The following is a 12,669-nucleotide window of genomic DNA, read 5'->3' on the forward strand; positions in this document are numbered from 1 at the left end:
CTGATGGCTGGTTTGGCCGGTATAGCCCTCAACGATGAGGAACCTGAGTGTGCGGCTGATTATCTTGAGTCCGAAGGAGCCTGGAATGAGTGCAGAACCTGCCGTGAACACCAACGCTGAGAACCCTGCAGGGACCGCCGAGAAGCCCGCGGTTCGGCCCGCTGGCCCGATTCCTCTGCCTGAAACTGATTCGTCTGACGCAAAGAAGAAACGCGGCTCGCACCGCGTCATGGCTGCTGGCGGACGTGTGCCGAACCGCCTCGTCTTCGGTAGCCGCAGCAGCACGATGGAGGCGTCCGATTCGCACGGCGGCACCATCCGTTTCTCCCCGATGATTGCGCCGGTCGTGCGTGCCGTGCGCCGCTACCACCCGGATGAAGACATCCAGGTGCTGCAGCGCGCCTACGAGGTGGCGAACCGCTGCCACGAGGGTCAGAAGCGTAAGAGCGGTGACCCGTACATCACGCACCCTGTCGCTGTGACCGCGATTCTTGCGGAGATGGGCGCGACCGGCCCCGTGCTCGCCGCCGGCCTGCTGCACGACACCGTGGAAGACACCGACTACACGATGGAGCAGCTCACCGAAGAGTTCGGTGAAGAGGTCGCCTACCTGGTCGACGGCGTGACCAAGCTGGACAAGATGACCTACGGCGAGAACGCCTCCATTGAGACGATTCGTAAGCTCGTGCTGTCCATGAGCAAGGACATCCGCGTGCTGCTCATCAAGCTTGCCGACCGCCTGCACAACGCCCGCACCTGGCGTTTCGTGCCGCAGGCTTCCGCCGCGAAGAAGGCAGAAGAGACCCTGAAAATTTACGCGCCGCTCGCGCACCGCCTGGGCCTGAACACGATCAAGTGGGAGCTGGAGGACCTGTCCTTCGCCGCCATGAGCCCGGAAATTTACGCCGAAATGGTGCGCATGGTTGGCGAACGCACCCCCGCCCTCGAAAAGTTCCTGAACGAGGCGCGCACCAAGATTACGGACCGCCTGAAAGAGGTGGGCATCGACGCGACCGTGACGGGCCGCCCCAAGCACTACTACTCGATTCATCAGAAGATGAAGACGAAGGGCCGCAGCTTCGACGAGATTAACGACATCCTCGCCGTACGCATCATGGTCGAGGAAGAGGCGGAGTGCTACACCGTGCTCGGCCACGTGCTGTCCCTGTGGCCGTCGATGACCGGCCGCTTCAAGGACTACATTAAGAACCCGAAGAACAACAACTACCAGTCGCTGCACCTGACCGTGTACGGTCCGGGCAACCTGCCGCTTGAGATTCAGATCCGCACCTACAAGATGCACGAAGAAGCTGAGTACGGTGTGGCTGCGCACTGGCGCTACAAGGCGGCGTCGCGCGGCGAGAAGGTCGCAGCTCGTGGCGGCGCGCCTGTGAAGGACCCGAAGGAGCCGGGCACCCAGACCTCGGCGATGATGAACGTCGGCATCCTGCAGTCCATTGCCGAGATTTCGAACTCCAACCCGGAGTCGGAGAAGTTCTACGAGTCGCTCGCGGACACCCTCGACACCGACGAAATCGTGGTACTCACCCCCAACGGCGAGGCAATCGCCCTGCCCAACGGCTCCACCCCCGTGGACTTCGCCTACGCCATCCACAGTGAAGTCGGCGACCGCACGGTCGGCGCGAAGGTCAACGGCCGCCTCGTGCCGCTACACACGGTCCTGCCCACCGGCGCGACCGTGGAGATTATGACCACGAAGAACGAAGACGCCGGACCCAGCGAGGACTGGCTGAAGTTCGTTCGCTCCTCACGCGCTCGCACAAAGATCCGCCAGTACTTCGCGAAGGAACGCCGCCTGGAGGCGCTGCTCGCCGGCCGCGAGATGCTCACCAAGAGCATGCGCAACAGTGAGCTGCCGCTGCAGAAGATGATGAGCCCGGAGATTATGACTCAGGTGGCTCAGCTGCTGCACAAGAACGATGTGGCGTCGCTGTACCGTGCGATTGGTGAGCACGAGATCGCGCCGAAGCAGGTCATTGACACCCTCGTTGAGGTGCACCGCGGCGACGAGCCGGCACCCGAGGTTGAGGTCAGCGACTTTGACGAGACGCTGCTGAAGTCGACCCGCAAGGCGATTGGCGATAACGGCGTGATTGTGCCGGGTGCTGAGGGTGTGCTGACGAAGATTGCGCGCTGCTGCACCCCGGTCCCGCCGGATGACATTATCGGCATTGTGACCCGCTACAACGGCATTTCGGTGCACCGTCGCGACTGCCCGAACATGCGTAACGCTGACGAGGAGCCGCGCGTGACCACGGTCGAGTGGGCGTCTTCGCCGACCGCTACGTACCGTGTGCAGATTCAGGTGGAGGCACTGGACCGTAAGGGCCTGCTGAGCGACCTGATCCGTGCAATTTCTGAGTCGGGCGTGAACATCCTGGATGCGCGCGTGCACACCTCGGAGGATCGCACCGTGGTGGACCGCTTCGCCCTGGAGCTGGGTGACCGCTTCATGCTGGAGCACGTGCTGAACGTGGTCCGTAATGTGACGGGCGTGTACAAGGCGTACCGCCTGACTGGCGCGAAGCCCTCGGAGGCGTAGGCTCTTTAGAAATATCCTTCATGTGTTGATTTTGGGGTGCTGGTTTTTGTACTCTGGAGTTAACCGTTCGGCCCGCTACTCTTGATGGAGTAGACGGGCCGGATTTCTATTTTCTGGTCTTTACGTTGAGAAGCCACATGTGTTTCGAAAAGCCACTTCTTTGGTGGCTTCTCGAAACACATGTGGCTTTTCGCGGTTAAGCGGGTTGGGTTCCATAATGACGAACCAGTACGCACAGGTCGTTCTCATTGGGCATAATGAATGTGGTGGCAATGGTCGCCGCTACACATACAACGAAATGGTTTTTATATGTCTATTGAAAAGGCAAACGCTCACATTTCCTCGTGCCTGTACTATCTGAGCCGTGAGCTTGACCCTCTGCTGACTGAGTTGTTGGCTCAGAAGGAGTTCATGCCTCAGAAGGTTCTTGAAGAGCGTGGCTGGACCATCATTTTGAAGATTCATGATGAGAATCGTGACCGCCTCCGTCACCCTGATCTCTACAACCCGAAGGACCTTCAGGTTCAGCTTCGTATGTTTACTGAACCTGTGGGGCCCCCGAACAATAAGTTCCCTTTTGAACCTGACGGCGCTCGCAAGGTGCGCACTTATGCGCAGGACCTGCGTATTTTCCGTAATAAGAGCGCGCATTATGTTGATTTGGACCGCAATGATGCGGTGCGTATCTACGATTCGGCGGCGCGTCTTTTTGAGGCGTTGGGTGCGCCGGAGCAGAAGGCGTGGTGTGAGGACCAGCTGGACCGTGTGCATGCTGATTTGTTTGGTGCGGGTGAGGCGGCTCAGGTTCGTCGTGAGCTGGACGAGGAGGTCCGCCAAGCTACGTCGACTGCTCGTGAGGTGAAGACTGAGGTGTCTGCGCCTCGTGGTGCGTTTACTCGCCCGGCGCGTCCTGCACCGGTTTCTCGACCTGCTCAGACGGTGGCTCCTGCTTCGGCTTCTCAGCCGGCACCGGCTTCTGATTCCTCGGTTCCTCCGCTGTGTCTTGCGGTGGGGGAGGGCCGTTACCCGTTTGAGCCGTGGGAACCGATTTCGCTGGGTGACCGCGATATTTTTGATTCGCTGCGCAGTAAGCGTTCTAAGGATCAGATGTCTGCTGCTCTTGAAGAGATTGTGTCTGCTGAGGGTCCGGTTCAGGCAGATCGTTTGGCTACTTTGGCGGCGCAGTGCTTTGGTGTGAGCCGTTTGGCGAAGAAGAACCGCGACTGGATTATCCGTTTGGCGGACCGCATGCCCGAGCTACAGGTGGATGAACATAAGTTCGTGTGGCATGTTGAGGAGCCGCGCGAGGAGTATGGCGAGTTCCGTCCTTCGGTTGATGGTGCGGTGCGCGAGTTTGACCAGATTAGTCCGGTTGAGATTGCGAATGCTTGGCGCTTTTATGAGCAGAATCCTGAGCTGATGGATGAGGGTCAGGATGTTGAGTCGGCTGTGTTGGCGACTTTTGGCCGTAAGCGTCGTACGGCGAAGGTTAAGGCTCAGCTGGAGCTGGCTAAGGCGCTGTTGGCTGCCTAGTTTTTCACTCACTTTTTAATCACTCACATGTAAAGGTTATTTTCATGGCTGAAATTTACGATAATCTTGGTTACCTTCCGCAGGGGGAAGGTAAGGGCGCGAAGCTTGCTGACGCGCTGCATCGCACGATGAAGTACTATGACCGTCTGGATATTGCGACGGGCTATATGAACTTGAGCGCGTGGGATGAGTTCGCTGATGAGATTGGTCAGGCTCCGTTTGAGCCGGGCACTCCGGTGGCTCGTATTCTGCTGGGTATGGTGCCTCGTTCGATTACGGAGCAGATGCATCGTGAGGCGCAGGCGGAGATGCGCGGCGAGTCGGTGTCTTTGGTGCCGAAGAATGATGAGCGTGCGGGTTATCGTGATGAGCTGGTTCAGCATTTGCGTGGTCAGCTGATGGCCGGTGGTACGAGTTCTGCGCGTCGTCAGGCTTTGTTGACTTTGAAGGAGCATTTGGAGTCTGGCCGTGTGCAGATGAAGGTGTACACGAAGCAGGCGTTGCACGGTAAGACGTATGTTGCGCACACTCCGAAGCCGGGCAATATGCATCCGGTGATGAGTTTTGTGGGTTCTTCGAACTTTACTCGTCCGGGTTTGCACACGAATTTGGAGCTCAATGTTGAGTTGACTGATTCGGATCATGCGGCGAAGTTGAAGAATTGGTTTGAGAAGCTGTGGCGTGAGCGTACGTCGTTTGATATTACCCGCGAGATTATTGATTTGATTGACCAGTCGTGGGTTGAGCCGGCTGACCCGTATGACGTGTATATGAAGGTCTGCTACGAGCTGTCTGAGGATGCTCGTTTTGGTGAGCAGGAGTATGCGCTTTCTCCGCGTTTGGAGCATATGCTGATGGATTATCAGAAGTCGGCTGCTCATACGTTGGCGCGCCGTTTGATGCGCCGTGGTGGCACGATGTTGGGTGACGTGGTGGGTCTGGGTAAGACTTTGACTGCGATTGCTGTGGCGTCGATGTTGCAGAACGAAGAGAATATGCGCGTTCTGGTGTTGTGCCCGAAGAACTTGGAGCAGATGTGGGATAAGCATCTGAGCGAGTATGACGTGGTGGGTAAGGTGGTTCGCTATTCGATGGCGGCTGCTGAGTTGCCTGATTTGGCGCGTTATCAGTTGGTGATTTGTGATGAGTCGCATAATCTGCGTAATGAGAATACGCAGGTGTGGCGTGCCATTAAGGAGTATGTCTCGCGTAATGAGTCGCGTGTTCTGCTTCTGACTGCGACCCCCTTTAACCTGTCGTTTAGTGATGTGAAGGCGCAGTTGGCTCTGTATCTTGATGAGGATGCTGACCTGGGCATCATTCCTGAGGCAGGTTTGAAGGAGTACCCGAGGAAGTTCGACAAGCTGGAGGGTAACCTGTCGACCCTGCGTGCTTTTGAGATTTCTGAGGAGCCGGAGGATTGGCGCACGCTGATGAGTGACCATCTGGTGCGTCGTACTCGTGCGTACACTAAGCGCCAGGCACCGACGGAGATGTGGACTTCTCCTGATGGTTTGGTGACGAAGGAGCGTAGCTACCTGGAGCTGTCGACGGGTAAGTTCTATTACCCGGATTGGGTGTCGCAGCCGGTGAGCCATAGTTTTAAGGCTGATGACCCCGCCCGCTTTATGGAGGATGACCAGACCCTTGATGATTTGAGGGATTTGCGTCTGCCGCGTTATGACATTTCGGGGTATGACAACCCGAATGCTCGCCATTCTCCGGAGGATAGGGCGGTTATTGAGGCGGCTCGTTCGGGTCGCGGTAATGTGCGTGGCTTTGTGCTTTCGGGCTTGTATAAGCGTTTGAGCTCTTCGGGTTATTCGTTTATTCAGTCGTTGACTCGTCAGTTGATTCGTAACGAGCTGTGGATTTATGCGATTGACCATCAGCTGAGTGTTCCGACGGGTAGTTTCTCGGATGACCAGTTGGGCCTGGAGGGTTCTGACGCGGCTGATTTTGAGTCTGTGGATGGCCTGCAGGTTCAGGACCTGAGCGGAAACCTGGAGCAGATGTATGAGAGCCTGGTTCAGAGTGCGCCGGCTCAGACGAAGTGGGTTTCCTCGACGGTGTTTACGTCTCGTCTGCGTGATGATTTGCAGCATGATAGCGAGCTGATTAAGGCTATGCTGAGGCGCTTTGGCGCGTGGCAGGTTGAGACTGACTCGAAGCTGCACGCTCTGCGTGATTTGATTGAGCAGAAGCACGCGAATGATAAGGTGCTGGTGTTCACGGAGTATAAGGACACTGCGTACTACATTGCTGAGGGCCTGCAGAAGCTGGGCGTTGAGAATGTGGCTGCGGTGGCTGGTGATACTGATGATCCGGCTTCGTATGCTCGTCGTTTCTCGCCGGTGTCGAACCGTGTGCCGACGGAGCAGGCATCTGACGCGGAGGCTCCTGCTCTGAATGGTCCTGAGCTGCGTGTGCTGGTAGCGACCGATGTGCTGTCTGAGGGTCAGAACCTTCAGGATGCTCATGTAGTGGTGAACTATGACTTGCCATGGGCGATTATTCGTCTGATTCAGCGTGCGGGTCGTGTGGACCGTGTGGGTCAGGTTCATCATGAGGTGAACGTGTATCTGATTTCGCATCAGACGGTGGAGAGGACTTTGAAGTTGCGTTCGCGTATTCGTGAGCGTTTGGAGTCTGCCGCTAAGGCTTTTGGTGCTGATCAGGCGTTCTTTACTGATATGTCTTCTGATGATGCTGCGGCTCGTACTCTTGAGGATTTCTATTCGGGCAATCTGGATAGTTCGGAGCCTGATGAAGAGGGTATTGACGCGGTGTCTGAGGCTGCTGAGCGTTGGGCTGATTTTGCGAAGAAGTATCCTGAGGATGCTGAGCGGATTATGAAGATGCAGGATAAGCGTTTGGCGACTCGTGCGTTGCGCGGTGAGTCGGCTGTTCATCCGGCGGATGATAATGCTTTGATGGTGTCGTATGTGCGCACGAACTCTGAGATTGACCTGTTTGCGGTGAGGTCGTATGACCCGGCTACGGACAGCACGAAGGAGAGCATGGTGCCGCCGGCGAAGGCTCTGGGTTTGTTCTATGCTGAGTATTCGACTCCGAGTCAGGAAACTGATCCGAAGGATTATGACCTGCAGCAGAAGCTGACTCAGTATGTTTTGCGGCAGGAGGGCACGACGCACGGTAATCTGCGTGGTGTGCGCCGTCAGGTGTTCCGCCGTTTCTACGGGGCTGATCGCACGGCTTCGTTGGATACTTTGGAGCTGGAGGAGCGGGAGCGGAAGGTGCTGGATAAGCTGTACCATTACCCGCTGCGTCGTCAGGCTGAGTCTGAGCTTCGCCGTATGTTGCGCCGTAAGGCGGATAACCGCTCTTTGCTGGATGCGTTGTTGCGCATGCAGCAGGATGATGAGTTGTTGGTGAAGGAATCTGATATGCAGATGGCACGTGTGGTGTGTTCGTTGGCGATTTCGGATCCTGATTTTGAGGGTAAGAATCCCGTGCGTTAGTGCGCCCCTGGTGGGTGCTATGGCCTGTGGTGCGGGGCGTGGTGAAGCGTCTCGCACCGCGGGGCTGTGTGTAGTTTTTCTGTGAACCGTTGGTTCACTGTTCTCTTGTGAAGGAGTATTTTTATGGCTATTGTGTGGCCTGATGATGACCTGGACCAGGCGCGTTCGTACCTGGTGGAGGGTCGCCTGGGTGATTTCTTTAGGGAATCTCTGGGCTGGGATGAGTCGGATTTGGGAGATTCCTCATTTCAGACTGTGAAGGTGGATGACCCGCTGGTTCCTTCTGGCGTGTTGAACGTGGAGTGTGTGGCGATGCAGTCGGGCATTCCGGTGTGGGTGTGCCGTGTGGACCGTATTCCGTCGAACACTTCGCAGCTTGAGGTTGACCGTACGTTGCGTGCGTTGAGCATGCACCGCCTGTGCATTTTTGTGCAGGAGGGTGTTGGTTTTACGCCGCGTCAGGTGTGGCGTTGGCCGAGCGCTTCGTCCTCGCGCCTGACCCGCCACGAGCTGCTAGTCAGCGATGAGATTCAGGTTGATGCGTTGCTGGAGCGTTGCGTTCTGCTGTATCTGACCTCTGATGACATTGCGAATGGCGTGTCGATTCTGGGTCTTTTGGACCGTATGCGTTGTGGTTTTGACGATGAGACGTTCAAGGAGACTCATGTTGCGTCGAACCAGATGGCGGGTCTTTTTGAGTCATTGACGAAGGCTGGCATGTCTGATAAGCAGCAGATTTCGACGGTGATGGCGCGCCTGCTATTCTTGCTGTTCGCTGATGATACGCAGATGTGGTCTGAGTCTGAGGATTCAAACTCGTTTGAGCGGATGATTCGTGGCACCCACCAGGAGGGTACGGATCTTGCGCAGCGCCTGAATGAGCTCTTTGACTTGCTGAATAAGAAGCCTTCGGGTGCTTCTGTGGTGGCGGATGCTCCGGAGTATCTGTCTGGCTTTAAGTACGTGAATGGCGGCATGTTTGCGGACGCGGTGCCGATCCCTGCTGAGATGAGCGGCGCGGTGGCGAAGACGTTCCGTCAGCAGTTGCTGGCGACTTCGGAGCGTGATTGGTCGAAGGTTTCTCCGGCTATTTTCGGTTCGATGTTCCAGTCGGTGCGTGATGAGGAAACTCGTCGTGAGATGGGTGAGCACTATACCTCGGAGGAGGACGTGCTGAAGACCCTGAACCCGCTGTTCTTGGATGAACTGCGGGATAAGCTCACGAATGCGGTGGATAAGTCGGATGAGCCGACTCGCCTGCGTAATCTGCGCCGTGAACTGGCGAATATCCGCTTTATGGATCCTGCGTGTGGCTGCGGTAACTTCATCATTATTGCTTACCGTGAGCTACGTAAGCTGGAGCTGGATATTCTGGTGCGCCTGCGCAATCTGGGTCAGATTGATGAGAGCGAGTTGACCTCGCTGGTCGTGGGTAAGGCTGGCGTGAGTGAGGATGTGCGTAAGCGCACCCGCTCGATTGAGCCGCTGGTAACCATCGATAATTTCTATGGTCTGGAGCTTGATCCGTGGCCCGCGTCGATTGCACGTACCGCTATGTTCTTGGTGGAGCGTCAGATGGACCAGAAGATGATGGAGGAGTTTGGTTATGCTCCGGTGCGTCTTCCTCTGGCTCATAGCGCCCACATTCTTGAGGGCGATGCCCTGACCGAGGTTGATGAGGCCTCGGGCAAGCAGGTGGACCGTGATTGGTCAAAGGTTCTGCCGGTGACCGCGCAGGATGTGGCGAATGGCGTGCGCGTGTATATTGCGGGTAATCCGCCCTTTGTCGGTAAGGTGCAGCTGAACAAGAACACCAAACAAAAGACAGCCATGATGATTGCATGGGGTGATGAGTACGAGTATGCTATGGATTTCGTAACGAGCTGGTTTGTGAAAGCAGCTCGTTACTTGAAGGGCTTGCAGAATCAGTCTGAGGCACTGGGCGTGACCGAGGTACCGGGTGAGTTCGCCTTTGTCGCAACGAACTCCATTGTCCAAGGGGAACCGGTTCCTGCACTTTTTGGTCCGCTTTTCCGTGACGGTTGGCGTCTGAAGTTTGCGTATCGCTCTTTCCCGTGGGAATCGGAAGCTGCTGGTAAGGCTGCTGTGCACTGTGTGATTACGGGCTTTACTCGTTTGGTAGCTCCAGAGAATTCCCGAACTGTTCGAGTCTTTGACTATGACTGGACTACCCGTCAAACGGTAGAACGGGAACGGGTGCATGCTTTGAACGCGTATTTGTTGGATCAGCTAAATATTTTGGTAACTAAGAGGCTGAACTCAAAACCGCCGCTGTGTAAGCAGATTTCTCATGCAAATTTCGGGACAATGCCTGTGGACAATGGCAACCTGCTCGTTGAGGTGGAAGACTACCCAGAATTTGCCGCTGACCCTGTGGCAGCTCGCTATCTCCGTCCCTTTGTCGGCGCGGATGAATTGCTAAAGGCCAAGAAACGTTGGTGCCTGTGGCTGGAGTATGCTTTGGAGGAAATTGCTTCAAGTCCGGTACTGAGCGCTCGTGTGGAGAAAAATCGTGTTTATCGTTCCACAGCTAAAAAGACTGGCGATGCATATAAGTACCGCGATATCCCGCACCTGATGCGTCCGAATAAGGCGCGTCCTGTAGAACCGTATGTGTGCATCCCGTCTGTTGTGTCTGAGAAACGGCCGTTCTATACAGTGATGCCTTTCATGCCTGAAACTATTGCTAGTAACGCTACGTTTACTGTCCTAGATTCAGACGGCTTCCAGTTTGCTCTTCTTTCCTCTTCTATGCTTATTGCATGGCAACGTGCTATTGGTGGGCAACTGGAGTCTCGCTTGAGGTTCTCGAATACGGTGGTGTGGAATAACCTTCCGTTGCCGCAGATTTCTGAGGAGCAGCGGCAGAAGATTATCGCCGCGGGCCGTAAGGTGTTGGCTGCGCGTGAGGCGATTGAGGAGCATGCGGGTGAGCCGGTGTCGCTGGCTAAGATGTATGCTTCGTTGGCGACGATGGATCCGGCGTTGCGTGCGGCTCATGATGAGTTGGATTCTGCGGTGGATGTCGCTTTTGGTGCGTCTCGTCGTTGTTCTTCTGAAGCGAAGCGCCTGGAGATTCTTTTCGAGCGCTATCAGGAGCTGACTGCGGCGGAGGAAGCAGCGAAGCCGGCTAAGAAGCCTCGCACTCGCAGGCGAACCGCTAAGTAGCTGATTCGATAGGTGAAGGGCTGTGTGCTGGCTGAGTTATTCTCGGCGGGCACGCAGCCCTCCCGCATACCTGCACAATCTGACCAATTCAGGGGCAGAAATTTCGTGAGGAATCTATACTGAGGTTTGAGGGCGGATAGCACTCAGATTCTATGGGTATTTCCTCTTTTGATAAGGAGTTCTAATGTTTACACCCATTCACCGCGCCCTGGGCTTGGAACCTGGGAATCTTACGATGAACGATATCAATCAAGTCATAGCAGAGAAGGTGGAAGAGACAGCTGACCTTGATTGGAAAGAGAGTGTGTACGATAACAGAGACCCAAATTGGAGTGAAGAAGCCGCAAAGGATATAGCCGCTATGGCGAATAGTGGTGGTGGCTGGATTGTTTTTGGTATTGGAGACGACCGTAAGAATAATGCTGCGTCCTCAGTCAATCCTATCCAGTGGGCGGCGGGTAATGAACGGAAAATTCTTAATGTAGCCTACAGTAAGATTGGTCCGCCGGTTGTGGGCGTCGAATTCTTTAAAATCCCTTGCGGAGAAAATCCTAATGAGGGGTATGTTGTGCTCATGCATGTTCCGGATTCAGCGGATGCTCCTCATTTTGCGAGGAAGGGTGATGACGCTTTTCGCGCCCCGCGGCGCAATGGGTCTCATACCGTGTTCATGACTGATAGGGATATTGAGCGTGGTTTCCGTGAGCGTTTCCAGCGTGGCGTTGAGCAGGAAAAGACCCTACAGGGGTACTTTGAACAGGCGGCAGAAGCACTCAACCCAGAAGAGGGAGTATTCCTAGCAATCGCAGCCGTTCCTGTAACTACTAAAATCTCTGCAGGTTCAGTGGACAGAGGCACAGCTATTCAGCATACCAACCCGTGGGCATATTCCTACTTCATGACCTCATTCCTAGGAAATTATCCAAAAGACCCTAAAGTGTCAACAAATGGTCTGTTTATGTGGGGTGGCGGAGATATTGTCAAAGGAATGCGTCGGTGGGTGTTACGCAATGCTGCGCAAGCAACTGCTAAATATTGTAAACACCTACATGATGACGGAACTCTGACGGGAGGGTATTGTCTTAAAAGAGTACGGGGCACGCAATCTACTTCAGAACAGTATTTAGCTGGAGAAATTAATCGTTGCACCTCTATTGATGTAGAGAAGGCACTAATAGATTTCTTCTCTCTTCTTCGGGAACATGCACAAGAGCGTCGCACTTCTGGGGGATTCCACATTCGTGTCGGTTTGGTAGGCAATGCTAATAGCCCAATCGTCTTGAGAACCCATGATAGGTTTACGTGGGATTTTATGTCTGAAAGCGAACCTGAACCAATCAAACGTTTTCAACCTGTGTCGACATTTATTGATCCGCTGGCACCGATTGAGGATATCCTGCCGCCGTTGCGTACTCTGGCTCTGGATATTGTGAATCAGGGCGGTATTCAGAACTTGCAGGTTATTGCTGGAGAAGAGTCTTAGCCGGATTCATATCCCGCCCAGAAGCCACATGTGTTTCGAAAAGCCACTTCTTTGGTGGCTTCTCGAAACACATGTGGCTTTTCGCCGTTAAGCGGGGGAAGGGGTGGGGGAACTTTCGATAGGTTAGTGTTTTCGCCGTGGGTCTTTAACCCGCAGTAAAGACAGTAACCTATCGAAACAGTCAGCTACCCGCCGTGTAATCTACCCCCTCTGCACAGCGCCGATTTCCGGTCATGAGTTAGTGACTTTGGTGGGGGGTAAAACCCCAGCCCAAAGTCACTAACCCATGGTCGAAGTCCGTAACCCATGACTGAATTTCCGCACGGTGTGTGGGAGGCGGGGCAACGGCACACAGGAGGCAAGCCCGTCCGCGCCTAATCTTCCGTGCGGCGGGGGAGTTTGGCGGGGGGGGGGGCGCC

At 55.2% G+C, this 12,669-nt stretch carries 5 protein-coding genes; all 5 read left to right on the forward strand.

Going from position 1 to position 12,669, the window contains the following annotated elements:
* The first annotated feature begins 85 nt into the window (after positions 1 to 85).
* The 5 genes from HMPREF2919_RS04630 to HMPREF2919_RS04650 all read left to right on the forward strand — a co-directional run bounded on the left by HMPREF2919_RS04630 (position 86) and on the right by HMPREF2919_RS04650 (position 12,250).
* Positions 86 to 2,563 carry a RelA/SpoT family protein gene (locus HMPREF2919_RS04630; RefSeq protein ID WP_070666462.1) on the forward strand — a complete coding sequence of 826 codons (2,478 nt, stop codon included), beginning with the start codon at positions 86 to 88 and terminating at the stop codon, positions 2,561 to 2,563.
* 309 nt (positions 2,564 to 2,872) lie between these two features.
* On the forward strand, positions 2,873 to 4,096 hold the full coding sequence (locus HMPREF2919_RS04635; protein ID WP_070666464.1) for a DUF3320 domain-containing protein: 1,224 nt from the start codon (positions 2,873 to 2,875) through the stop codon (positions 4,094 to 4,096).
* Positions 4,097 to 4,140: 44 nt separating this feature from the next.
* On the forward strand, positions 4,141 to 7,578 hold the full coding sequence (locus HMPREF2919_RS04640; protein ID WP_070666467.1) for a helicase-related protein: 3,438 nt from the start codon (positions 4,141 to 4,143) through the stop codon (positions 7,576 to 7,578).
* Between the two features lie 123 nt (positions 7,579 to 7,701).
* The gene (locus tag HMPREF2919_RS04645) at positions 7,702 to 10,767 is read left to right on the forward strand and encodes a DNA methyltransferase (protein WP_070666470.1); all 3,066 of its coding nucleotides are present in this window, start codon (positions 7,702 to 7,704) and stop codon (positions 10,765 to 10,767) included.
* 184 nt (positions 10,768 to 10,951) lie between these two features.
* On the forward strand, positions 10,952 to 12,250 hold the full coding sequence (locus HMPREF2919_RS04650; RefSeq protein ID WP_070666473.1) for an AlbA family DNA-binding domain-containing protein: 1,299 nt from the start codon (positions 10,952 to 10,954) through the stop codon (positions 12,248 to 12,250).
* Positions 12,251 to 12,669 lie beyond the last annotated feature (419 nt).

The sequence above is a fragment of the Rothia sp. HMSC068E02 genome, from assembly GCF_001813565.1.
In the GTDB taxonomy this organism is placed as follows: Bacteria; Actinomycetota; Actinomycetes; order Actinomycetales; family Micrococcaceae; genus Rothia.

Excerpts from the sequence above, each read along its gene's own strand:
- HMPREF2919_RS04640 (WP_070666467.1), top strand. The coding sequence starts at position 4,141 with ATGGCTGAAATTTACGATAATCTTGGTTACCTTCCGCAGGGGGAAGGT.
- HMPREF2919_RS04645 (WP_070666470.1), top strand. The coding sequence starts at position 7,702 with ATGGCTATTGTGTGGCCTGATGATGACCTGGACCAGGCGCGTTCGTAC.
- HMPREF2919_RS04635 (WP_070666464.1), top strand. The coding sequence starts at position 2,873 with ATGTCTATTGAAAAGGCAAACGCTCACATTTCCTCGTGCCTGTACTAT.
- HMPREF2919_RS04650 (WP_070666473.1), top strand. The coding sequence starts at position 10,952 with ATGTTTACACCCATTCACCGCGCCCTGGGCTTGGAACCTGGGAATCTT.
- HMPREF2919_RS04630 (WP_070666462.1), top strand. The coding sequence starts at position 86 with ATGAGTGCAGAACCTGCCGTGAACACCAACGCTGAGAACCCTGCAGGG.